The sequence below is a fragment of the Fibrobacter sp. UWR3 genome, assembly GCF_900143055.1.
In the GTDB taxonomy this organism is placed as follows: Bacteria; Fibrobacterota; Fibrobacteria; order Fibrobacterales; family Fibrobacteraceae; genus Fibrobacter.
This window is the reverse complement of record NZ_FRCW01000005.1, coordinates 232,810-256,310: the sequence shown is the minus strand read 5'-3', so window position 1 is coordinate 256,310 and position 23,501 is coordinate 232,810. Positions and strand designations below refer to the sequence as shown.

The following is a 23,501-nucleotide window of genomic DNA, read 5'->3' as shown; positions in this document are numbered from 1 at the left end:
TGTCCCAAAGCGCCCTTTTCGGATAATTTGTGCTTATATTTGTGACGTTATGAGAGCGATAGTATCATTTGTCCTGTTGTTGAGCATTCATTCGTTTGCGGCGTTTGTCGCCGTCCTCGAGACGGTATCTATCGACAAGGCGATTACGCCCGCGGAATGCCGCTTCTTGACTGATGAATTGCGCGCTCAGGCGGGTGCTGCCCTGCCGTCGTACATGAACTACACCATCATGACGCGCGAGAACATCAACGTGATGTTGCCTCCGGGCAAGTCCATTGAGGATTGCGAAGGGAGCTGCATTGCAGAGACGGGCAGGAACATCGCTGCAGACTATGTGGCTCAGGCACGCGTGGGGAGGTTCGAGGACCGCCTTACGCTCACGGTGGAACTCTACGCGACGGGTACGGGTAACCTCATCGGCAGTTTTACCGCCATGCAGACTACCGCAGTTGACTTGTGGAACAGCATCAAGGCTGATGCAAAGTCGATGTTTGCCAAGGTGCAGAACGTTATGCCTGCGCCGGCTGCTGCCGCCGAAAAACCCCAGTCGGAATGGGAAACGTCCCCGCTGAAGAACGGCGACGTTGAACCGCGCGACCCTTCGAAACCTTTCGTCAAGAAGTACATCAAGGATCCTCGCGACGGGAGAACGTACAAGGTAGTCGTTATCGGCAAGAAGGCGTGGATGGCCGAAAACCTCCGCTACGATGCTCCCGGGAGCGAATGTCACAGTTCCGACGATGCGGCCTGCAGGCTGTATGGCCGCTATTACACGTGGGCCCAGGCGCTCAATATTGACCCGAATTGCAATTCCAAGACGTGCGCTGTAAAGAAGAGCATGTTTATCAAGGGCATTTGCCCGGCAGGGTGGCACATTCCCTCGATTATCGAATGGCAGAACCTTTCTAAGTATGTACAGGGTAAGGCGAAGGGCAACGCTTCGCTGGTGCTCAAGTCTGATTACGGCTGGAAAAAGAATAACGGCACGAACGAATCCAGGTTCAACGCCGTTCCCGCGGGTTTTCGATTCGGTAGCGGCAACTTCATGGACCTGGGTAAAACCGCTCGATTCTGGTCCACTGCCGACCTGGGCGCTGTCGAGGCCGTCAGCTGGGAAGTGACCGACGATTTCAACAACGCCGGCTTGACCTATCACGAAGACTACAAGGTAAACGAACTCAGCGTCCGCTGCGTCTCCGACGAGTAATTGTCATCCCCGGTTTAGTCGGGGATCCTTATAGTCATTTTGAAATCTGTCACCCTGGAGCGAGAATTCGCATTGTCACCCTGGAGCCTCGAAGAGGCGATAGGGTCCACCTTGCATTGTCATCCCCGCGTAGGCGGGGATCTTTTAAAATTTCGGATACCCGTCTTTTAGGCTCTCATCGTAATGCGCGCGTTCACCGCCGATAAACTTCGGGCGAGTGCGGGCCGCAATCAGGATTGCCTTTCCGACATGCGTCTGCTGCATGTGTACAGGAACTGCGACCTCTTTTAAATGCATGCCGATGAGCGTTCCGCCGATATCGAGGCCTGCGTCGGCCTTGATATGCTCGATGGCGACCGGATGCTCGAATGCGCTGTAGCAGGCCGTAGCAAAAGAACCGCCCGCCTTGGGTTGCGGAACAACGTTCACGATTTCGGCAAACGGGACAGCCGCGTGCTCGACGATGATGGCGCGGTTCAGGTGCTCGCAGCACTGCGCCGCGATGTTGATGCCGAGCGGCTTGAATACGGACGAGAGCCCTTCGAAAATCGCCTTGCCGACTTCGGGCACGGAATGGCTCCCGATGTCGTTTCCGAGCGTGGAACTCGTGCTGCAACCGATAACCACAATATTGCCCGCCGTGAGGTGAGCTTTTTCTACAAGTTCTTTAGCGGCGTTCATCGCGTCGTTACGAATCTGTTCGACAACGTTCTTGTCGTCTATTTCGTATGTAATGCCTGCCATGTCTTACCTCATTAATATTACCATCTGTCATTCTGGAGCGCATAGCGCGATAGAATCCATGGCCCCTATCGCATCGGCCTGCGGCCTCGCTCCAGGGTGACTGTTGGTATTATTCCCACTCAATAGTGCCAGGCGGCTTGTGCGTCACGTCGTACCACAGGCTGCCGGCACCTTCGGCTTCGAACTTGCGCCAGAGTCCGGCCAGCATTCCCTGGTCGATTTCGGCGAAGTTGGCTGTCATGGCTTCGGTGGAGTTCACCGGGCGCATCACGATGCAGGGCTTGTTAGCCGTGCGGAGCGGAACGAGCACGACCGGCATCTGCCAGATCTTTTCGTACAGGTCGTTTGCCTGCAGGAATTCGGTGCAGATGTTGTCGAACTTGCGGAGCGTATCGAAGTTTTCGCGCGTGGCGAACTGTTCCACAAGCTTCGGATCTTCATCAGCCACGCTACCGATCTGGTAAATCACGCGGTTGATGGCCTTGAAGCGGTTGGCAAGTTCGGTGGAGAACTTTTCGCAATCCTTCCAGGAGAGACCCGGAGTGGTGATGAGGAACGGCTGTGCGTAAGTACGGCCGTCGCCCTGCACGCCCACGCTCTTGATGGGGAGCAGGCGGCCTGCAATGTTGTTCGCCTTCAGGTAGTCGGCGAGGGACTGGCCTGATGTGTCGCGAACATCATCGAATTTCACGAGGTCATCGGTGAACTTGCCGTCGCTGCAGAGCAGGCGCACGCCGAGACCCGGACCCGGGAACGGATGGCGCCACACGAGGTTGTGCGGAATGCCGAGTTCTTCGCCGAGCGCGCGGACTTCGTCCTTGTACAGGTCGGCGAGCGGTTCGAGCACGAGGCCCTTTTCCATGAGGTCCAGGACTTCCTGCACGCGGTTGTGGTGCGTCTTGATCTTGTCGGCGTTCTTGGTGCCGCCGCTTTCGATGGTGTCGGGGTAGATGGTACCTTGGGCCATCATCCACTGGTTCGGATCGAGGTTGAGCTTCGCCATTTCCTCGTCCTTCACCGTCAGGAATTCCTTACCGATAATGCCGCGCTTGGTTTCCGGCGCAGTCACACCCTTGAGCTTCGCGAGGAAGTGTTCGCTAGCGTCGCGGACCTTGAGGTTGTTCATTCCCTCGGCCTTCAAGAATTCCATAATCTTCTGGGATTCGCCGAGGCGCATCATGCCGTTATCCACATGCAGGCCCAAGACCTTTTCCGGTCCGAGCACGCGGTTCAAGAGCACGAATGCAACGGTGGAGTCCACGCCGCCGGACACAAGCAAGAAGACCTTGCGGTCCTTGACCTGTTCCTTGATGCGCTCCGTGATGAGCGGCAGGTAGCTCTTCATGTTCCAGGTCTTCTTTGCGCCCGTGAAGTCCACGAAGTTTTCGAGCAACTTCATGCCGAACTTGCTGTGCGTGACTTCGGGGTGGAACTGGATGCCGAAAATCTGACGTTCGGGCTTGTCGCTATCGAAAGCGACGGCAGCGATTTCGCAGTCCTTGGTGCTGGCCACGATCTTGTAGCCCTCGGGGAGCTTGGTGACCTGGTCGCCGTGGCTCATCCACATGGGGCTAGCCTTCGGGAGTCCCTTCAGAATCGGGCAGTTCTCGTCGCCCACAATCAGGTCGGCGATGCCGTATTCCTTGACCTTGCCCGGTTCCACGTGCCCGCCCAATTGCTGGGCGATGAGCTGGTGACCGTAGCAGATGCCGAGTTTGGGCACCGGCAGGTTCAGAATTTCGGGATTGTATTCCGGGGCGTCCGCGGCGTACACGCTACTCGGGCCGCCACTGTAGATGATTCCCTTCACGCCTTCGAGCTCGCTGACGGGAGCGGCGGGGGAGTGGATTTCGGTAAACACGCCCAAGCGGCGCACACGGTTAGCAATCAGGTGGGCGTACTGCCCGCCAAAGTCCAAAACGGCAATCGTATCAACGTTCTTCATATTCTTTCTGTCATCCCCGCGTAGGCGGGGATCTTTTTTGGCAAAAGATAGAAATTTACGACCTAGCCCGTTTATCTTGGTCCGATTTGGAATACAAATGGATTGGGGGGTATTGTTTTTAATGTAAAAAAAAGTTATTTATAGGATGTATGAGCCATATATTTAGAATCTTAATGTTTACGCTGTTCCTGGCTGGCGCGTCGTTCGCCGCAAAACAGCACGTGGCCGTCCTAGAGACCGTTGCCGATAGCAAGGATATCATGTCGCCATCGGAGCGCCGCTTCTTGACGGATATGCTGCGTACGCAGGCGGTCAAGGAACTCCCTGCCGAACGTGAGTTCGTCATCATGACCCGCGAGAACATCCAGATGATGCTCCCTCCGGGCAAGGCCATCGAGGACTGCGAGGGCAGTTGCCTTGCCGAGACGGGTAAGAACATTCAGGCCGATTTCGTTGCACAGGCGCGAATTGGCCAGGTGGGTGCGAACATCTCCATCAGCGTCGAACTGTACGAGACTGCGGGTAGCAAACTGGTCGCGAGCTTTACGGGCCTTGGCGCCGATGTGAACGCGCTTATCGAAGTCATCAAGGCAAATTCGCCGGAGTTCTTCCGCAAGGTGCGGGGGAATGCCTCGGGCATTATGCGTACGGGCTTTGATAGTGCGGACAACCAGTCGTTTGTCGTGAACGTTTCGACTAACCCGCAGGGCGCATCGCTGAGTATAGACGGCCGTCCGGTTAGGCAGTGCATGTCGACTCCGTGCCAGATCATGGTAGATGCGGGTGAACACCGCTTTGTCGCGGTGCTTGACCATCACGATGATGCCGAGGGAACGTTCACGGTTAGCGGGAATGGTCAGGAAATTTCGCTTGACCTGGCTCCGCGTTATGGCACATTGAACTTGAATCTTGCCTTCCCGACGGGTGGCTCGTACGAGGAACTGAAGATTAAGGTGGATGGCGAACTGGTGCCGGCATCAAACAAGGTGCTGGTGGACCCGGGCACTCACGATGTCTCTATTGCTCATCGCTGCTACAATCCGGTGAATTTCAAGGTTGGCGTGTTCAGGGACAAGGAAGAAACGTTCAAGGAATCCTTGCAACCCGTTATGGGCGGGCTTTCGCTCAAGGCTCGCTCTGCAGAGGGCGAAGAAATAATTTTGCCCGTTTACGCAAATGGTGAAAAGATTGGCGAAACGCCTTATGTGGGTAGTGTCCCGGTCTGTGCGCAACTGGCTATCGGGGAGGCTCCCAGCGTTAAGCCTCTAGAATTGAATATTGTTCAAGGCGATGTCCTGAACTATGAATATGTAGAGCCTCCTCAGCAAGGCGGAAGTACTGCAAAGCGCAGAAGGGCGAATGCTGGCGTGAACAAGGCTTCTACTACGCCGGAACGCGGAACGAGCATTCCGACAAATGTGTCTACGTCATCTTCGTCCTCGAGTTCAACGAGCTTGTCTGATGTTGCGACCTGGCTTCTCCCTCTATCGTCTGTTATACTTGGTGCTGGACTTGCTCTTGGGATTATTTTTGAACTTGATGCCTCGGAGCAATATAAATCTGCCACTTCTGATAATTACGAGGAAAATATGGATGCGGCCAAGACGTCCCAGACTATTCGAAATGTCGGGTGGGGTATGACTGCGGTCGGTGGGCTTGGCTTTGTTCTTGCAACAACATTCTTGATTGTGGATTTTTGATGTATAAATTAAAATTCTTTATACTGGTTTCTACTTTTCTGGCTTTGGTGCTCCTGAGCGCCTGTACCGACTATGCCCAGAAAATAGAGGATGAATACGGCCCTGCGAAAGAAGAAAGCATGGATCCTAATAAGGATGTTTTGAGTGCCAACATGGTAGACGAACGTGATGGTCATGAGTACAGAACTTTCATAATTGGTGGGCAGATCTGGATGGCCGAAAACCTGAACTATGACTCCCAGGAAAGTTTCTGTTACGGAGGAATCGACCAGAATTGCGAAACGTATGGCCGCCTCTATACATATAATGCCGCGCTATATGCTTGCCCTGCGTATTGGCACTTGCCTACGGCAGATGAAATCGAGGTGCTGATAAAGAATGTTGGTGGCTATTCTACGGCCGCGAATGCACTCAAGTCCATCGATGGATGGGATGATAACGGTAACGGCTCGGACATTGTTGGCTTTGCAGCGTTGCCTGCGGGTATGCTTGGCTATGAAGGGTATTATGATGGTAAAGGTTTTACCGCGGGGTTCTGGAGTTCGACAGAGGGTGATAACGATACCCTTGCGAACTACCTAATCATGCGCAGTGACTATGAAGAGGCTCGCCTGAATCAAGGGAGCAGGAATTATGGGTATTCCATCCGCTGTCTTTACGGAGACGTTGATCGGTCTTCAAGTAGTTCTGTGTCCGAGTCTTCTTCCAGTCAGCGTTCGTTTGAATACTCGTTTGGGGAATTCTTTGACGATCGCGATAGCCGGACCTATAAGACTATAGAAATCGGCTCGCAGACATGGATGGCTGAAAATCTCAGATTTGAAATGGAGGACAGTTATTGCTATAACGACGAAGGTCGCTACTGCGTCGATTACGGTCGCCTCTATGTTTGGACTGCTGCACAGGAAGCTTGTCCGGATGGTTGGCATCTGCCTTCGCCAGAAGAGTTTGATACTCTGCTTGCGACGGTGGGAGATGATGCTGGTATTGTGTTGAGGAAGGAAACCGACTGGGGCTATTTCATTCCCGACGAAAATTCCTCTGGTTTTTCTGCACTCTTTGGCGGATTTAGGGGCAATGATGGTAATTACGCTCATGAAGGTACAATGGCGTTCTTCTGGAGCAATTCCATAGCGCCAAATGGTGTTTCTGGATATAATCTAGTAATGGATGGCTCTGGCTATGTATCGATACGAGACAACTATGATTCTGCCGATGGAAATAGTGTCCGTTGCATTATGAATGGCGAGGGCTTTAGCTCGTCCAGTAGCGCGGGATCCTCGTCTTCGTCTGTTGTCTTTTACCCGGGCGAAGACCTCTTTGACGATCGCGACGGACAGACCTACAGGACTATAACCATCGATACCCTGATCTGGATGGCGGAGAATCTGAATTACGATCAGGAAGGCAGTTTCTGCTTTGACTATGAAGATGAAAATTGTGAAAGGTATGGACGTCTTTATCCGTGGTCATGGGCACAACAGGCTTGTCCCGATGAATGGCGTTTGCCGTCACCGGAAGAATTCAATTCGCTGATTGATTTTGCGGGTGGGAATGCCGTTGCTGGAGCACGCCTTAAGGCTGTGGAGGGTTGGGAAGCAGGTGCAGTCAGTACTGATGACTATGGCTTTACTGCACTCCCTGCCGGTCGCCGTGGATATTATCAAGATTTTACCGATAAAACCTTGGGAGCATATTTCTGGAGTAACTCCAGAGTGCAGAACAGTTCTGCTGCGTATAATATGGATCTTCGCTTTGACACCGACAGCGCTGTGGTGCGTGACATCGCCGATGCATATGATGGAAACAGCGTCCGTTGTGTCAAGGAAGTATACATTCCTAAATAGATTATAGAAGTTTTATATGAGAAGACTCTTCGGCGTCATAGTTTCTGTTTTCGTAGTCGCATCCCTATGCGCCTGCACCGACTATGCGCAAAAAATTCAGGACGAGTATGGCCCGGAGGATTCCAGCGGAAAAGATGGCGTTTCTGGTGAAATGACCGACTACCGCGATGGTCGTACCTACAAGACTGTATCGGTAGGGAAGGTGGAGTGGATGGCAGAAAACCTGAGCTACGCAAAGTCGGGTAGCCTGTGTTTCTTCAATTCCCCGAAACTCTGCGATAAGTACGGTCGCCTCTACGGATGGCCGCTTTCGGATGTCTGCCCGGATGGCTGGCACGTTCCCGATGAAGGGGAATGGAGGGATCTTTTTTCTTTCGCGACTCCCTCGGCACTCAGGTCTAAAAATGCCGGAGGTACGGATGCAATAGGTTTTTCTGTGAAATATGTGGGTGCAGGCGAGGTGGTCGACATACCGACGTACATGTCGGAAAGCAACGATGCCAAGATAGACGTGAAAGTCAAGCCGAGTGCCTACCAGAATACCGATAATTGCGCACCTGGCTACGACTGGCTTAATTGCGCGGATTTCTTTATAGAAGTACACAACAATGAGTCGAACGCTATCTCTGGTATGGACCTTCGTTTTTATCTAGGGAATGAGTTTATTGAAACGCCGGTCAGTTACATCAGCCAGTTGTTCGGTGGTGAAGGAAATACGGTTGGTATATCTCAGGTCAGTTTCGATTCGTATGTTCCGGATGAAAACGGGCAATACTACTTGCCCATAAAGATTGCGAACGAAATTCCTTCGGGCGGGTGGATCGTATTCCAGCTCAAGTGGCTAACGATGACATACGCCAACTTTGGTACAGATGCATGGTCACTTGCTGCCCACACGGGGAACGACGCCTTTGTGTCTTTTGACGGGATTGACCTCTCGCAGGCACCCTATTTTACGGGAAACGAATTGGAACAGTGGGAAGTGGACTTCTATGGTAACACTGTAGAAGCCTTCAAGAGCGACCCCTATATTCCGGTGTATTTCGACGGGGCCCGTATTGCGGGTTATGGCCCATACTACCAGCCTGCACTGTTCTTTGGCGAAAATGAACTTGCCGTATTCTGGACATCTACGCAGGGGTCGTCGCGCGACTGGATTTATTATGTCGATATCTCGAAAGATGAACCCGAGATATCGGAAGACGATTTAGCAAACTATTATCTGCCCGTCCGCTGCATAAGGTACAAGTAAAAATTGCGCAAAAAGCATTCTTGTCGTAATTTTCTAAATTTGTCGCATGTACATTATCGTAGGTCTTGGAAATCCTGGTACTCAGTATTCTAACACGCATCACAACGCGGGTTTTATGGCGGTTGAAAAGCTTGCCGACCCGAACAAGGACTGGAAGAGCGAACACAAGGCGCTCACCATGAAGGTGACTATAGCGGGCGAGGAATGCCTGCTCGCAAAGCCGCAGACCTACATGAACCTTTCGGGCGAGGCTGTTCAGGCCCTGATGACCTGGTACAAGGTGAAGGTCGACCATCTGCTGGTCTTTAGCGACGACATTAATTTGGACGTAGGCCGCATCCGTTGCCGCAAGGATGGCAGTCACGGTGGCCAGAACGGGCTTAGGAACATCATCGAGCATGTGGGCGACAAGTTCCCGCGCATCCGCTTTGGCGTGGGCAAGTGCCCCCCGAAATTTGACCTCTCCAACTGGGTCTTGGCGAAGTTCTCGCCCGAGGACCGTCCGGTCTTTGAAGAGGCGATTGCAAAGGTCCCGGCTCTCGTGGAATGCTACTTCAAGCTCGGCATCGAGAAGTGCATGGAACGTTACAATGGGAAATGACTCGTAGAGTCATCCTGAGGCTGAAAGCCGAGGGATCCAATGGCGTTTTGTTGCTACAAAATGCGTCTTTTTTTGCCAGACCCGTGACATTTTTGCTATATTCTATGCGCAAAAGAGGTAATTTATGAAACTTTTGCCAGAAGCTTTGACGTTTGACGACGTCCTCCTTGTTCCCGCTGAATCTTCTGTCTTGCCGGCCCAGACCGACGTGAGCACACAGCTCGCTCCGAATATCAAGCTGAACATTCCTATCATCAGTGCCGCCATGGATACCGTGACGACGGCTCCCTTGGCTATTTCGCTTGCCCTGCAGGGTGGCCTCGGCATCATCCACAAGAACATGAGCGTCGAAGACCAGGCCGAAGAAGTCCGCAAGGTCAAGCGGTGGCAGTCCGGTATCGTCACCAACCCGGTGACGCTCGATGCGGACCAGCCGGTCTCTGCAGCTTTTGAACTCCGCGCCCGCAACAAGGTGAGCGGCTTCCCGATTCTTTCGAAGGGCAAGCTTGTGGGCATGCTCACGAGCCGCGACCTCCGTACCGTGAGCGACATGAACGTGAAGATCAGCACCATCATGACGAAGAACCCGGTGACGGCAAGCCCGAAGGTGAGCCTCGCGAAGGCGAAGGAAATCCTCGCCGAAAAGCGCATCGAGAAGCTCCCGCTGGTGGATGCTTCCGGCGCCCTGAAGGGTCTCATCACGATGACGGACATCTTGAAGCGCGAAAACAACCCGAACGCTAGCCTCGACAAGAACGGCCAGTTGCTTGTGGGTGCCGCGGTCAGCACTTCTGCCAATACTCTCGAACGCGTCGCCGCCCTCGTGGACGCCGGCGTCGACCTGCTTATTATCGATACGGCTCACGGCCACCACATCGGTGTGCGCAACATGGTGAAGACCGTCCGCAAAAAATACCCGAAGCTCACGATTTGCGCAGGCAACGTCTGCACTCCGGAAGCGGTTGCGGAACTTGCCAAGTGCGGTGCGAACATCGTGAAGGTCGGTATCGGTCCGGGTTCCATCTGCACCACGCGTATTGTTGCCGGTGTCGGTTACCCGCAGTTCTCCGCCGTGGTGGAATGCGGCAAGATGGCCCGCAAGGTTGGCGTGAAGATTATCGCCGACGGTGGTCTCAAGTTCTCGGGCGACATCGTGAAGGCTCTCGCTGCCGGTGGTCACGCCGTGATGGTGGGTTCTCTCTTTGCCGGTACCGAAGAAGCTCCGGGCGAAGTCATCCTCGCCGATGGCCGTAGCTACAAGAGCTACCGCGGCATGGGTTCCCTCGGTGCGATGAAGGCCGGTTCTGCCGACCGCTACTTCCAGGGCGGCGTGCAGGAACCGCGCAAGTTCGTTCCGGAAGGCATTGAAGGCCGCGTGCCCTACAAGGGCCCGCTCCGCGACACTGTTTACCAGCTGATTGGCGGTATCCATTCCGCAATGGGCTACGCCGGTGCGGCAAACCTCGACGAACTCTACAAGAAGGCGACGTTCGTGCGCATTACGGGCGCAGGCCTCCGCGAATCGCACCCGCACGATGTGACGATCACGAAGGAAGCCCCGAACTACCGTACGGGCGACTAAATTGTCTTGTGTCATCCTGAACGGAGGCGTAAGCCGAAGTGAATGGATCTCCTTTAAAAATTGCCTCCGGAAAAAAACGGGGGCATTTTTTATAGACAAACTTTAAAAGAAATTATATATTGAGGATAAAGAAAAAGGAGTTTGTATGAAATTTTTGAAACTTGTTATGTTGTCTATACTTGCGGGAGTTTTCTTTACGGCGTGTGCCGCCCCGCGCTATTACATCGATGCGGAGTGGAAAAGCATGCCGAAAGCCACTACGGCAAAGGTTGTATTTGCAAAGCCTACGGTTGCCAATCCTGACGACTTGAAAGACGATTTGCCCGAATACGTGGATAACTTTGCCAAGTGGTTCGGCCCGCAGATGAAAGATTACCTGAATGCGGAAACACGAAATCAAATCAAGTTCTCCATGAAGCAGGTGCAGCCGGGGGATATCTCTTACACAAAGCAAAAATTGGGTAACGAGGACTTCGATACGCCTGCGTTCGCGAATATGGAGGACAATGTCGATTTGTACATCGTCGTGTCCGATATCTGGCTTGGTCGCGATACCGAGGTACACCACTACGAGGCGGGTACTGTGCAGGCGAGGTCGATGGACCCCTTGGGAATGAATCCAATGGGAGGTTCGTATTCCACCAACGTGTTTATGTCAAAATGTAAGTATGCCTTCTACGATGCCAAGACGAAGAAGCTTCTGGGCTATGGCCATGCCGAAGGCTCTATGGGGTATACGTTTGCTGTTTCTAAGGGTGATTGGGAAGGTGCGGTGCGCAGTATGGTTGTGAACCTTGCCTGGAATACTCCGATTGTAAGTTGGTAAAAAGGGCGCTTCGGGATTAACAAAAAAAGGCCTGTCCATTCGGACGGGCCTTTTGCAAATGCACAAGAAGGTGGGGCTACATGTCCCAGCAGTCCTCGAATTCTTCCTTGAAGATTCCTGCGTCCTTCGCCTGCTGCACCTTGACTTCGGTAACTTCCTTGTCGAGGTCGCAATGCCTCTGGGTGTCTTCTGTCGTCCTGTAGCAGTAGGCGGGCTTCTGGCAGGCCTTGGCGGAATTGCTGTCACCGCATGCGGCGAGCATGAGCGCTGCGATGGCGAGTGCGGGTATCATAAGTTTCTTCATAAACATCCTCTTTTTTCTCTAATTTACATTTTATTGTGACGTAGCGTACATTTTTCCTGAAAAAATTTACTTTATTCCACAAAAAACCTCTTTTGGCTGCATATAATGCGTGAAAATCCCTTTTTCGGAGGTTTTCGGCGCGTTTCTTGGCGTGCTTTTGGGGCTCATCAAGTGCATTTTGCTAAATTCATATATGATGAAACAGTATTTTTCAAGACTGCTCCTGCTTTTTGCGTTCTGTATTTTGGCGGTGTCGTGTTCCGACGAGGATGAAGGGACCGAGTTTCTGTTTGACCGCGAAATCATGGAACTGAGCGTAATTCAGGGGTGTGCCGACGAAAACGACACTTCTGCGTGTTTTAGCGTCCGTTACCGTTTGCCCATCGACAGGGAAGACTTTGCCTACATTCATGTTTGGATAGATACGACCGTCGTGGACGATACCTCGAAGGCGGTTTCTTCGAAGCAGATTGACAAGGCGACCAAGTCCATAGACTATTCTTCGGGTACCGAGCGCGTTTACGATACGCTTGACTTGACTGAGCTGGTCAAGGACTATGTGGACCAGGGGTATGATAGCGTGCAGGTGGCCCTGTTCTGCGAGTACACCGATGGTGATCCGGGTTCCGTACAGCGCGTGTTCCTGCATTTTGGCGACGACATTCCGCCTTCGCGGGTGACGGTGTACGATTCCGTGTGGACGACTGGCGCACTTTTTGAATGGTACCGCCCGACTGACCAGACCAACTTCTACAAGCCGATGTACCTTTCGGGGATGATTGTCGGTTACAACGTGGTTATCTGGTCTTCGGACAAGGACGAGGACCTGCGCGACCTGAAGATTACGCTGACCGGCCCCGACGGGGTGGATTCTACCGGTTCGACCTACTACACGCGGCATTCCAGGATTCGTGCAAGCTCTGATTCCGTGTGGTTCGATTCCGTTTCGCACGGCGATAACGTGAAGAACTACCTGCGCATTTCCATTACCGACGGGAAGGGCTTTGATTTCGATGCCGATTCGCTGAACCGGTTCCGCATGGTGATCGAGGGACTCAAGTCCATGTCGGAATACACGATTGGAATTTCGGCCTGGGATTCCGTGGGCAATTCCTCGGGAACGGAAGGCCTTTCTACGGTCGAGACGAACCAGCTGTTCCTGACAACGGATTCCGTTGCTCCCGTAATGCCTACGCGCCTCTACTTTATGGAAGATTCTCTGTTCCCGGGAATGGCACGGCTCGATAGCAACAACCGCCTGCGTATTTTCTGGAGCAGGGGAGTGGACCCCTACAAGGTGGACCACCCGATTGAATCCGATACGGTCGTGCTGATTCCGGATACGTGCCTGTTCACGCTGTGTTACGATACGGTCGCGGTCTATGTCGTGGAACATTACGACGTGAACTTGAAGGAGTGGAAGGAATACGGCTATGCGGGCGGTTCGGGCCGCTACAACAAGCTTTACGCGGTCGATGGCGATACCATGGCGGTGTCCGCGACGGGAACTTTTGTGACCGATACTATCCGTTGGGTTTCCCCGGGCGATACGATTATTTTCCGCATCCGTGCGAAGGACAAGTCCGGGTATTACTCGACGGCGCTTATCGACACCATTGCGGTTTCTCCCGGCAAACTTGCGTCCGAAATGGAGTGTCCCGAGGGATTTGTGCCTGTTTCTACGGGCGATTCGGCCAGTTTCTGCATGGAGAAGTTTGAACACAGGAACGACTCGGGCGAGTTCGTCTACAACGTGCTCCATTCCGAGGCAGTTGCCGCGTGCGAGGGCGTTTCGGCCAGCGGGTTTACCGTCAGCCTGTGCAAGGAACGCGACTGGGAACTGGTTTGCCTTTCGGGCGGTTCGCTTTCGTACGGCGTGCTGAACGAACTCGACGTAGATGCGAGCGAATACCTGTTCAGCTACTGCAACGTGGGCACGAACGATTCTGCTTCTGCGGCGGATGTCTCGAAGCGCGATTACCGGTGCGTGAACCCGATGGGTGTGCGCGACATGCCTGGCCAGTACCAGGAATGGGTCATTGGCAGGTCCGAAGATACGGTTGCCGTAGCGAAGGGTTCTAGCTACAAGATTTATAGCGGGCTAGACCGCGAATCGCTTGCGCTGTGCACGAACCGTTCGTACCCGTATTTCACGAGGCCCGCATACACGACCGATTCCGTGTACCTGTACCGAGAGGGCTCGAAGGTCGATACCGTGTTTGCTGCCGATACATCGCGCACGCTCTTCAAGGTACTTTCGCAGAAGGATTTCACGGACAGCCTGCAGTTCTTTACCGTGCAGGATTCTTCGGGCAATACCATCGGCGAGGACTACGCGCTGTACTCCGAGTACAAGAAGGGTGGCGACGCGTGGCTCGACACGCTGGGCAACGGCCTGAAGTACGTTCCCTCCGAAGTCAAGGTGGTATTCCTCACGGGCGAGAAGGTGCGTTACCGCGAGGCCGCCGCATTCTACAAGTCCCCGACCATCGGCTTCCGCTGCTGCGCCTACCCGGAGTAGGGCGCCTGCCGACAGCCAACTAAGTTTTGCCAACTAAAATGCAAGAATCCCAAAATTTCCTTTCTGTTGCCGAAACGCTTGCCAAGCGCGCCGGTGACCTCTGCCTTGAAATCCAGCAGGATCTGGGCGAAATTCACTACAAGTCCAAGAAAGATGTTGTTACCCGCGCCGATATTGCAAGCGAAAAGCTGATTGTCGAGGGAATCCGGAAGGCTTTCCCCACGCATTCTATTCGCACGGAAGAGGCGGGCGTCATCGAGGGCTCGGACCCGCGCTACCTGTGGATTATCGACCCGGTGGATGGCACCGTGAATTTTAGCCGCGGGATTCCGCTCTGGGGTATCTCCATCGCGCTCCATTTTGAGGGCAAGCCTCTGGTGGCGGCGGTAAACCTCCCCAAGCTGGGCGAGCTCTATACGGCCAGCAAGGGCGGGGGAGCCTTCATGAACGGGAAGGCGATTCACGTGAGTCGCGAGAGCGATTCCATTCACGCTATCGTGAGCAACGGCGATTTTAACGTGGGCGATGCGCAAAAGATTAACGAGCAGAATTCCCGCAACTTTGCCCGCGAGGCGGTTGCCTTCGAGCGCGTCAAGTGCCTGGGTTCTGCCGTCATCGAGGGCTGTTTTACGGCCTGCGGGCGCATAGACTGCTTCGTGATGACCATGAGCTACCCGTGGGACATCGGGGCGATTGCCCTGCTGGTAGAGGAAGCGGGCGGGAAATCTACCCGCATTGACGGCAAACCGCTTGAATTCGTGGATGCCGAGCAGGCGATTTTCACGAATGGCCTGCTTCATGAGACGCTGGTCACGACTTTGGCCGTGTAAACAATCTTTTCGTGTGATTTTTCGCTAAAAAATCTTATATTGTTGCCCGGTGGGTGTGGGTGTACCTTACCGGAGAACACATGAATTGTAGAAAAGTTATTGTTTCGGCCCTCTCCCTGATGGCCTTTATACCCTCTGCCGGTCTTGCGGCTCTCAGCACAGACGATTACATCGAAGCGGCCTGGATGACTACACGTTTCTTTGGCGCACAGCGTTCTGGTGAGGGCCCGAACTGGATCCTCGACGGCACCAACTACACCAAGAGCTTTACCAAGGACAGCTACAACGGCAAGGATGTTTCGGGTGGCTGGTTCGACTGTGGCGACCACGTGATGTATGGCCAGTCGCAGGGCTATGCCTCCTACATTCTGGCACTCGGCTATGCCGAATTCACCAAGGGCTTTTACGACCTTTATACAGGCGACTATTCCGACTACAAGGAAAGCAAGGACTACACGCGCAAGGGCGGCAAGCCCAACGAGGTCCGTGACCTGCTCGAGGAACTCCGCTACGAGGCTGATTTCTGGGTGAAGGCCGCTATCAGCAGCTCTGCCTTTGTGACGGTGAAGGGCGACGGCAATGCCGACCACACCAAGTGGGTCACTGCGGGCAAGATGAGCACGCTTGGCCAGGGCGAGGGCGGTGAACCCCGCTATGTCAAGGGCGATGCCAACGACGGCTTTACTCCGGGCATGGCTGCCGCAATGCTTGCCGTGATGGCGCGCGTCGACCCCGACGAAGCCAACAAGAAGAAGTACCTCGAGGCTGCAAAGACTGCCTATTCCTACGCCAAGTCGCACAAGGGTGTCACGAACTCCGGCGGATTCTATGAATCCAGCTGGTGGGATGGTCGCTGGAAGGATGGTCCGTTCCTCGCTGCGCTCGAACTGTACCGCACGACGGAAGATGAGAAGTACAAGACCGAAGCCGACGAATGGTTTTTTGATCTCGATTTTAGTTCGGGCAGCTACACGCGCCTCAACTACTCGAACGCCGTCCCGCTTTCCGTGGTGATGGGTGAGGGCGTGTTCCACTGGGCGCCTTCGTCGGGTTCCTTCTACGATGCGGAGCAGTTCCTCGACAACATCTACAAGAAGAAGGCGAAGAACGATATCTTCATGGGCGAAACCGGCGGTGGCGGCTCTTTCTCCGTGCGTTCTCCGGCGGGTGGCGCTTTCCTGTATGCGCTCATGTCCAATTTCTACGGCGAAACCAAGTTCGATGACATTATCGAGAAGAACGTCGCTTACCTGCTTGGTGACAACAGCAACAAGAAGTCCTATGTGGTCGGGTTTACCAAGAACGGCGCGAATGCCCCGAAGTCCCCGCACCATCGCGGGTACTATGGCAACGAGGATACGGGCCGCGAGGTGGATTCCGGACTCCAGCCGCCCGAAAAGAACAAGCTGCTTGGTGGCCTTATCGCGGGAGACTTTAACAGCGGGAGCCACAACGGGACTGTTTCTGCCTGGAACGTGAACGAGGTCTGCGTCGATATGAACGCGCCTCTCGTGGGTGCGCTCGGGTACATCCTCAGCAAGAAGGCGCCCGTCACTATGCCTGGCGAGGAAGAAAAGCCGGATACGGTAGACGTGGTGCCGGTGGTGGCGAAGGCTCCCGATTTTTCGCTTGTCCAGAACGGCTCTACCATCACGCTTTCGGGTATGGACGCTTCTGCATTCGACGTGCAAGTGTTCGACCTCGCCGGCAAGATGGTTGAACAGTTCAAGGGCCTGCAGGGCACGGCGACGCTTTCGCTCCGCGCGAGGGGTGTGCTCCAGGTTCGCGTAATTTCTGCAAAATCGCGCCATACCTTCATGGTGAAGTCTTTGTAAAATTTCAGTAAGTTTTTTTGGATTGCGGGGTGTATTTTTTACCCCCGCTTTTTTTGTAAATACAAACAGCCTTCTACCTGCTAAGATCAGCCAACTAAGTTCTGCCTTCTGCCAACTATTTTATATATTTCAATCAAAACGCGGGCGGACTTCGCCCGTTGGATGGTTTATTCAACTAAAAGGAAAAACATGAAACGTATCTCTATCGTCGCTATGGCAGTTCTTGCCGCTAGTTTCGTCGCCTGCAACCAGGCCTCTGCCGGTGGTTCTTTCAACCAGCAGGCCCGCATCGACTCCCTCGAAAAGAAGGTGACCGAAATGGAGGCAAACATGGAAGCTGTTGCCTACATTCTCGAAAAGCGTGCAGGCATGTCTCTCGAAGATGCCAAGAAGGAAATGGAAGAGGCCAACAAGGTCTGGGATATCCCCGTTGACGACAGCCCGGTTTTCGGCAACACCAAGGATCCGAAGCTCACGATTGTTGAATTCACCGAATTCCAGTGCCCGTACTGCTCCCGCATCGCTCCTGTGATGAAGGAACTCAACGAGAAGTACCCGGACAAGATCCAGTTCATCTACAAGCATTTCCCGCTCAGCTTCCACAGCAATGCCAAGGCCGCTGCCGCGTCCTCCATCGCTGCCCAGAAGCAGGGCAAGTTCTGGGAATACCGCTACGCCCTCGCTCCGCATAGCCGCGAACTCTCCGATTCCATCTATATCGCTGTCGCTACCGAAATCGGCCTCGACATCGAAAAGTTCAAGAAGGACATGGTTCTCGATTCTGCCATGGAAGCCCGCATTGACAAGGACTTCCAGTTGGGCGTGAAGGTCGGCGTGCAGGGCACCCCGAACTTCTACATCAACGGCAAGCGCCAGGACCGCTTCAGCCCGGACCTCGTGGAGAAGATGCTCAAGGAAGCCAAGTAGTGTTTTCAGGTGTACACGCTTAAACGTCTAGGCGTGTACCCATTTTTACGCTAAAAGTTTAAATTTAAAGCAAAACAAACAACAACAAGGAACGACATATGATTAAGCAAACATTGAAAGTCGCGTCCGTCATCCTCCTGGGTGTCAGCGTGGCTGCAATGGCTCAGCCGAAGAAGCCGAAGACGGTCGTCTACAAGTTCTTCGACGAGCAGTATCGTCCGGGTGGTTTCGACTACTCCTACGGTGGCACTAGCAAGGGTGTGACCATTACGAAGGACGGCGGTTACAAGTCCAAGGCCGCCCTGAACATCAAGCTGGACCCGAAGGAATACTCCGGTGCATCCATCTGCTTGTACAACGAGTTCTTCGACCTGAACAAGTACATGCTTGATTCCAAGGTCGAATTCATGATCAAGGGCAAGAACGGCGGCGAAGCCGTGAAGGTCGGCCTCCTTGACGAAGAAGTTAGCGACGGCAAGAAGACGCAGGTCGTGCTCCCGATGAACAAGTACATCGAGGGCGGTGCCGTTACGACGGACTGGAAGAAGGTTTCCATTCCTCTCGTGGACTTCCCGGACCGTGGTCTCTACTGGGATAACACCCGCAAGTCCGAATTCCCGGCCCGTATCGACTGGGACAAGATTGCTGAAATCCGCTTCTCCATCGACAAGAGCGGCGCGAAGGATTTCGAAATCTGGGTGGACAACATCGAAATCGTGAAGGGCAACAAGAAGGCTGCCCCGAAGAAGCAGATTGTCTACTGGGATGAAAACAACGACGTCATCGACGGCCCGAAGAACCCCGAAAAGCTTGACGGCAAGGTCAAGCCGGTGGCTAACGGTACGTTCTACTCCGACGGCCTCAAGGGCTTCAGCTACAGCTACGGTGGCCTTTCTGCCCAGCGTGAAGCTCAGTCCAAGACTGCTGGCAACAAGAACGTGCTCGCCCTCTACATCGATAACAACGACTGGTCCGGCGTGACCTACTCGCTCGGTGAAGGCAAGTACATCGACCTTTCCAAGGTCCGCAACAAGGGCGGTCTCTACTTCTGGATCAAGGGTAAGCTCGGCGGCGAAAAGGTGTACGTCGGTATCCTCGACAACCAGGGCAACGACATCAAGAGCCAGACCAAGGTCAGCCTGAACGACTGGATTGCTGGCGCCAAGGTCGGCACCGATTGGAAGCTCGTGAAGATTCCTCTCAAGAAGTTCGTCGACAAGGGTAAGGCTTGGGATGCTAACAAGCAGGCCGAAGTCGCCAAGGACGTGCAGTGGAACAAGATTCAGGAAATCCGCTTCTCCGTGGGCAAGGGTGAAAACCAGGGCGAACCGGGCAAGCCGGCTCCTGTGACCATCTTCGTCGACCAGATTACCTTCACCGAAACCATCGACTGGGTTGACCCGGATATCAAGTGGGACAACTGGAAGTCTAAGGAAGCTGACCTGGTTATCTCTGACTTCGAAGGCAAGTTTGCCAAGGACAAGTGGGAACCGTCTTTCGGCCCGAAGTCCAAGGCCGAAATCGAGATGCCGTACAAGAGCTCCAAGCTCGATGGCAACTCCCTCTTCATCAAACACTTCGAAATGTCTGACTGGGTGGACTTCGTTCTCGACTTCACCAAGAACACTGCTGCTCACGACGCCAAGCTCCGCGACTGGACCAAGCACTGGGGCATTATGTTCGATGTCTACTCTGAACGTGCATGGCAGTCCATCACGGTCCAGATTGGTGACGCCGGCAACGAACTCTTCGTGTCCAACACCGGTGTGCCGCGTGGCCGTACCACTGTGATCGTGCCGTTCCGCACCTTCAGCAAGTTCCCGTACTACCAGCCGCCTAACGCCAAGGAAAACGGCGTGTTCGACCTCAAGAACGTCGTTTCTCTCGACTTCAAACCGGGTGGAGAAGGCTCTAATGGTAGCTTCGAAATCGATAACATCAAGCTCACCAACCAGCGCGAAGTCAAGGCTGCCGCTCGTCCGGCTGTCGTGAAGGTCGACGTGAAGGGTACCGGCGACGTTATCAACCCGAACATCTCGGGTGGCCTCTTCGGTATCAACGCTGCCCTCTGGGATGGCGACATGCTTGACAATCCGAAGTTCAAGGTCCAGACCCGCGACTTCGTGAAGCGCATCAACCACGGCATCATCCGTTACCCGGGTGGTCTCCGTGCCGATGACGACCACTGGAAGGAAATCCTTGACAACCACGACTGGATGGTCGATACCGACGAATTCCTCGAATGGCTCAAGAAGACCGGCTCCAACGCCATGTTCACTGTCAACTTCGGTTCCGGCACCGAACAGGAAGCCGCTGCCTGGGTGAAGCACACCAACATCGACAAGAAGGCCGGCATCAAGTACTGGGAAATCGGTAACGAAGTCTACGGTAACTGGCATCCGTACTACGAAAAGTACGGTAAAGACGGCGGTACCATCTATGGTAAGCGCGCCCGCAAGTTCATCGAGGCCATGAAGAAGGTTGACCCGACCATCAAGGTGGCGGTGCTCGGCGTTCTCGACGGTCAGTGGAACGACAACGTGCTCAAGGAAACCGGCGACATTGCCGATGGTATCATCGTTCACCACTACCCGCAGCACTTCGGTGAAGAAAACGACTTCGCCATGCTCAGCGCCCCGCAGGACCTCGTGCCTATCTACAGCCGCCTGCACAAGCTCGTGGACAAGTGGACCAAGCACTTCAACAAGGACAAGAAGTTCGAACTCTGGCTCACTGAATGGAACTCCGTGGACTTCAACCCGGGTCCGCAGACCATCGCTCTCGAAAACGGCCTGTTCGTTGCTGACTACCTCGCTATGCTTGCCACCGAAAACGTGGACAACGCACAGTACTGGGATATCCACAACGACATCACTCCGGAAGGCGGTGACTACGGTTACCTGACCCGTTCTGCAGAAGACTGCATGAACTGCCCGCGTCCGAGCTACTGGGCATTCCAGATGGCTTCTGACGCTCTCCGCGGCAAGCTCCTCAAGACCGTGATTACCGGTGACAAGGAATCGCTCATCACGACCTACTACACCGAAAACGGCAAGAAGAAGAGCCTCCTCGTGATCAACAAGAGCCCGTACAGCGACTACGAACTCAAGCTCGACATTCCGGGCTTCAAGGGCAAAGCCACTGTCCAGACGCTTGACAAGAGCTCCGAAAAGCTCAAGGAAGGCTGGGCAAACGATCCGTCCAAGAAGGCCAAGAAGGGTGTTGACGTGAGCAAGCCGATCAAGGTCGGCAAGCGCACCATCACGCTCATCACGATTGAGTAATCGCTAAAGCGCGAACGAAAATCGCCTCGCCGGAAATCCCGGCGGGGCTCTTTTTTTGTATGTAATTCTTTTTTCTATTTTCGCGGCAAGGACTTGAGTGATTTATGCGTCAAAAGAAAGAATCCCAGTGGAGTAACCGCGATTTACTTGAAGTGAAATGTGTCGTCGACGAGCAGGTGGGCGAGTTCCATTGTCGTCTTTGTGGCGAAGACCACCCGTATCCATACGATAAAAATTCATTGATGTTCGGGAGCCCCATTATTGTTTGCCCGCATTGCAAGGGAGAACAGCTTATATACGGCCGGCTGGAGCCCGCCTTGGATAAACGGTTTATAGCTCGCTGCGATTGGAAATTCCGCGTGATTATTTTGCTTGTTTTGTTGGCTGTTATGGTGTTGAGTTATGTGTTCTTTTGTCGATTCCCTTCATCCCAAGATAAGTTTGCTTATGCCTTTGCATGTGCGTTATCTTATTCTTGCATCTCTATTTATGGGCTTCTGGATGTGTTGCGGAACGAAAAGAAATACGGAACCTTGAACATCCTGAAAAAGTCCAGGATGCGCATGAAGAACGAAGATTATGTCCGGATGCTTTTAAAACTCGGCTACGATGTCCCGAAAAAATACAGGCCAAAACATTATACGACCCCGCCTTTGTTTAAGCCGAAGAAGTAATTTCTATCTTTTTTGCATGCAGAACGAACGCATTGAAGATAAAATCAAGGGTAACCCGATTGCCCTTTTGCCGGTCGCCGTGTTCCTGGTGCTTTATCTGGGGCTTGGCATTACGTTTGAATACGTTCTCCATATTTCTATGGGGTTCTACAACATTCCTATCGTGGCGGCGTTCTTGATTGCGATTTTTGTGGCGTGCATGCAGAACCGCAAGCTGAATTTCGACAAGAAGATGAACATCATGGCGGGGGCGCTGGGCGACCGCAATATTTTCTTGATGATTCTCATCTTCCTTTGCGCAGGCATTTTCGCGGGGATTTTGGGGCGCTCGAGTGCGTCGGCTGCGGCTTACTTGCTCCTGGACTTTATCCCGGCGCAGTTCGCGGTGGTGGTGCTGTTCGTGGTGGCGGCGTTCGTCTCTACGGCGATGGGAACTTCGGTCGGGACGATTGCTGTGGTTTCTCCGATTGCGGTAGAGGTGGCCCAGATGGCGGGCTTTGGCGTTCCGTTTTGCGTGGCGACGGTGATTGGCGGCGCTATGTTCGGCGACAATTTGAGTTTTATTTCGGATACGACGATTGCGGCGACTTCGACGCAGGGCTGCAAGATGAAGGACAAGTTCCATGTGAACTTTATTATTGCGCTACCGGCGGCACTTCTTGCGGTGGCGATTATCACGGCGATTTCGTTCGCGACGGAGGCTCGTGCGGTTGCCGAGAATTCTTACAGCTTGGTGCAACTGATTCCCTACGTTTTGGTGCTGGCGTTGGCTCTCACGGGGATTAACGTGTTCACTGTGCTTTTGGTGGGAATTGTCGCTGCTTCAATCATTATGGTTGCTTTCGGACCGCTCGATATGATTGGCTTGTTGCAGAATATCGGGAAAGGTATTTCGGGCATGTACGAGACGATTCTCGTGGCGGTGCTGGTGAGCGCCTTGTGCGGGCTTATCCGCATTCATGGCGGGTTTGCGGCTCTGCTCGACTTTATCCACAAGGTGTTCAAGGGGCATCGCAGCGGACAAGTGGGTGTCGGTCTTTTGGTGAGTGCTTTGGATATCGCAACGGCGAACAATACGGTGGCGATTGTGATGGCGGGCCCGATTGCAAAGCAGATGGGCGACGAATACCGCATCTCTCCCAAGAAGACGGCTTCGCTTTTGGATATTTTCAGTTGCGTGGTGCAGGGCGTTTTGCCTTACGGTGCGCAGATGCTGGTGGCTCTTGCTGCGATTGCTTCTGCTTTGCCGGATGCTCGCGTGAGTGCGTTCGACTTGATTCCCTACATGTTCTATCCGTTCTTGTTGCTTATAAGCGTGCTCGTGTTCATCGCGATTTCTCCGCGAAAGAACAAGAACTTGGAAGTTTAAGTTGTTTATTGTTTTTGGAAAAGTAAAGAAGGCAGGCGTTTGTGCCTGCCGTT

General features: G+C 53.7%; 17 protein-coding genes. 14 read left to right on the top strand and 3 right to left on the bottom strand.

Going from position 1 to position 23,501, the window contains the following annotated elements; translation table 11 throughout:
* The first annotated feature begins 49 nt into the window (after positions 1–49).
* Positions 50–1,207 (top strand): FISUMP domain-containing protein, encoded by a 1,158-nt coding sequence (locus BUA44_RS08685; protein ID WP_083579548.1) that lies wholly within the window; start codon positions 50–52, stop codon positions 1,205–1,207.
* 144 nt (positions 1,208–1,351) lie between these two features.
* On the opposite strand, the gene BUA44_RS08680 is transcribed toward BUA44_RS08685, so the two are convergent.
* Complete coding sequence (locus tag BUA44_RS08680; protein WP_072810884.1) at positions 1,352–1,951, bottom strand: TIGR01440 family protein; 600 nt, start codon at positions 1,949–1,951, stop codon at positions 1,352–1,354.
* A 109-nt stretch (positions 1,952–2,060) separates the two neighbouring features.
* Positions 2,061–3,896 (bottom strand): glutamine-hydrolyzing GMP synthase, encoded by a 1,836-nt coding sequence (gene guaA, locus BUA44_RS08675; protein WP_072810882.1) that lies wholly within the window; start codon positions 3,894–3,896, stop codon positions 2,061–2,063.
* Positions 3,897–4,069: 173 nt separating this feature from the next.
* Here guaA and BUA44_RS08670 point away from each other — a divergent pair, with 173 nt between their 5' ends.
* The 6 genes from BUA44_RS08670 to BUA44_RS08645 all read left to right on the top strand — a co-directional run bounded on the left by BUA44_RS08670 (position 4,070) and on the right by BUA44_RS08645 (position 11,704).
* Complete coding sequence (locus BUA44_RS08670) at positions 4,070–5,596, top strand: PEGA domain-containing protein (protein ID WP_072810880.1); 1,527 nt, start codon at positions 4,070–4,072, stop codon at positions 5,594–5,596.
* Positions 5,596–7,443, top strand: a complete 1,848-nt coding sequence (locus BUA44_RS08665; protein ID WP_072810878.1) for a fibrobacter succinogenes major paralogous domain-containing protein — start codon at positions 5,596–5,598, stop codon at positions 7,441–7,443. Before BUA44_RS08670 ends, BUA44_RS08665 begins: the two co-directional genes overlap by 1 nt.
* Before the next feature lie 16 nt (positions 7,444–7,459).
* Complete coding sequence (locus tag BUA44_RS08660) at positions 7,460–8,695, top strand: FISUMP domain-containing protein (RefSeq protein WP_072810876.1); 1,236 nt, start codon at positions 7,460–7,462, stop codon at positions 8,693–8,695.
* 46 nt (positions 8,696–8,741) lie between these two features.
* Positions 8,742–9,296 carry an aminoacyl-tRNA hydrolase gene (pth, locus tag BUA44_RS08655; RefSeq protein ID WP_072810873.1) on the top strand — a complete coding sequence of 185 codons (555 nt, stop codon included), beginning with the start codon at positions 8,742–8,744 and terminating at the stop codon, positions 9,294–9,296.
* 124 nt (positions 9,297–9,420) lie between these two features.
* Entirely contained in the window at positions 9,421–10,878 is a 1,458-nt protein-coding gene (gene guaB, locus BUA44_RS08650) for an IMP dehydrogenase (protein ID WP_072810871.1), read from the top strand.
* 145 nt (positions 10,879–11,023) lie between these two features.
* Positions 11,024–11,704, top strand: coding sequence for a hypothetical protein (locus BUA44_RS08645; RefSeq protein ID WP_072810869.1), 681 nt, complete (start codon positions 11,024–11,026; stop codon positions 11,702–11,704).
* A 76-nt stretch (positions 11,705–11,780) separates the two neighbouring features.
* On the opposite strand, the gene BUA44_RS08640 is transcribed toward BUA44_RS08645, so the two are convergent.
* Positions 11,781–12,008, bottom strand: coding sequence for a hypothetical protein (locus BUA44_RS08640; RefSeq protein WP_143151923.1), 228 nt, complete (start codon positions 12,006–12,008; stop codon positions 11,781–11,783).
* Positions 12,009–12,201: 193 nt separating this feature from the next.
* Between BUA44_RS08640 and BUA44_RS08635 the strand changes: the two genes are divergently transcribed.
* The 7 genes from BUA44_RS08635 to BUA44_RS08605 all read left to right on the top strand — a co-directional run bounded on the left by BUA44_RS08635 (position 12,202) and on the right by BUA44_RS08605 (position 23,448).
* Positions 12,202–14,529, top strand: a complete 2,328-nt coding sequence (locus BUA44_RS08635; RefSeq protein ID WP_072811056.1) for a hypothetical protein — start codon at positions 12,202–12,204, stop codon at positions 14,527–14,529.
* A 38-nt stretch (positions 14,530–14,567) separates the two neighbouring features.
* Positions 14,568–15,359 (top strand): inositol monophosphatase family protein, encoded by a 792-nt coding sequence (locus BUA44_RS08630; protein WP_072810865.1) that lies wholly within the window; start codon positions 14,568–14,570, stop codon positions 15,357–15,359.
* 80 nt (positions 15,360–15,439) lie between these two features.
* Complete coding sequence (locus BUA44_RS08625) at positions 15,440–17,194, top strand: glycoside hydrolase family 9 protein (RefSeq protein ID WP_143151922.1); 1,755 nt, start codon at positions 15,440–15,442, stop codon at positions 17,192–17,194.
* A gap of 189 nt (positions 17,195–17,383) precedes the next feature.
* Positions 17,384–18,121: a DsbA family protein gene (locus tag BUA44_RS08620; protein WP_072810861.1), complete on the top strand. Its 738-nt coding sequence runs from the start codon at positions 17,384–17,386 to the stop codon at positions 18,119–18,121.
* A 98-nt stretch (positions 18,122–18,219) separates the two neighbouring features.
* On the top strand, positions 18,220–21,405 hold the full coding sequence (locus BUA44_RS08615) for a carbohydrate binding domain-containing protein (protein WP_072810859.1): 3,186 nt from the start codon (positions 18,220–18,222) through the stop codon (positions 21,403–21,405).
* 104 nt (positions 21,406–21,509) lie between these two features.
* Positions 21,510–22,079, top strand: coding sequence for a hypothetical protein (locus BUA44_RS08610; protein WP_072810857.1), 570 nt, complete (start codon positions 21,510–21,512; stop codon positions 22,077–22,079).
* A 16-nt stretch (positions 22,080–22,095) separates the two neighbouring features.
* Positions 22,096–23,448, top strand: a complete 1,353-nt coding sequence (locus tag BUA44_RS08605) for a Na+/H+ antiporter NhaC family protein (protein ID WP_072810855.1) — start codon at positions 22,096–22,098, stop codon at positions 23,446–23,448.
* The last annotated feature ends 53 nt before the right edge of the window (positions 23,449–23,501 follow it).

Excerpts from the sequence above, each read along its gene's own strand:
- BUA44_RS08685 (WP_083579548.1), top strand. The coding sequence starts at position 50 with ATGAGAGCGATAGTATCATTTGTCCTGTTGTTGAGCATTCATTCGTTT.
- BUA44_RS08680 (WP_072810884.1), bottom strand. The coding sequence starts at position 1,951 with ATGGCAGGCATTACATACGAAATAGACGACAAGAACGTTGTCGAACAG.
- guaA (WP_072810882.1), bottom strand. The coding sequence starts at position 3,896 with ATGAAGAACGTTGATACGATTGCCGTTTTGGACTTTGGCGGGCAGTAC.
- BUA44_RS08670 (WP_072810880.1), top strand. The coding sequence starts at position 4,070 with ATGTTTACGCTGTTCCTGGCTGGCGCGTCGTTCGCCGCAAAACAGCAC.
- BUA44_RS08665 (WP_072810878.1), top strand. The coding sequence starts at position 5,596 with ATGTATAAATTAAAATTCTTTATACTGGTTTCTACTTTTCTGGCTTTG.
- BUA44_RS08660 (WP_072810876.1), top strand. The coding sequence starts at position 7,460 with ATGAGAAGACTCTTCGGCGTCATAGTTTCTGTTTTCGTAGTCGCATCC.
- pth (WP_072810873.1), top strand. The coding sequence starts at position 8,742 with ATGTACATTATCGTAGGTCTTGGAAATCCTGGTACTCAGTATTCTAAC.
- guaB (WP_072810871.1), top strand. The coding sequence starts at position 9,421 with ATGAAACTTTTGCCAGAAGCTTTGACGTTTGACGACGTCCTCCTTGTT.
- BUA44_RS08645 (WP_072810869.1), top strand. The coding sequence starts at position 11,024 with ATGAAATTTTTGAAACTTGTTATGTTGTCTATACTTGCGGGAGTTTTC.
- BUA44_RS08640 (WP_143151923.1), bottom strand. The coding sequence starts at position 12,008 with ATGAAGAAACTTATGATACCCGCACTCGCCATCGCAGCGCTCATGCTC.
- BUA44_RS08635 (WP_072811056.1), top strand. The coding sequence starts at position 12,202 with ATGATGAAACAGTATTTTTCAAGACTGCTCCTGCTTTTTGCGTTCTGT.
- BUA44_RS08630 (WP_072810865.1), top strand. The coding sequence starts at position 14,568 with ATGCAAGAATCCCAAAATTTCCTTTCTGTTGCCGAAACGCTTGCCAAG.
- BUA44_RS08625 (WP_143151922.1), top strand. The coding sequence starts at position 15,440 with ATGAATTGTAGAAAAGTTATTGTTTCGGCCCTCTCCCTGATGGCCTTT.
- BUA44_RS08620 (WP_072810861.1), top strand. The coding sequence starts at position 17,384 with ATGAAACGTATCTCTATCGTCGCTATGGCAGTTCTTGCCGCTAGTTTC.
- BUA44_RS08615 (WP_072810859.1), top strand. The coding sequence starts at position 18,220 with ATGATTAAGCAAACATTGAAAGTCGCGTCCGTCATCCTCCTGGGTGTC.
- BUA44_RS08610 (WP_072810857.1), top strand. The coding sequence starts at position 21,510 with ATGCGTCAAAAGAAAGAATCCCAGTGGAGTAACCGCGATTTACTTGAA.
- BUA44_RS08605 (WP_072810855.1), top strand. The coding sequence starts at position 22,096 with ATGCAGAACGAACGCATTGAAGATAAAATCAAGGGTAACCCGATTGCC.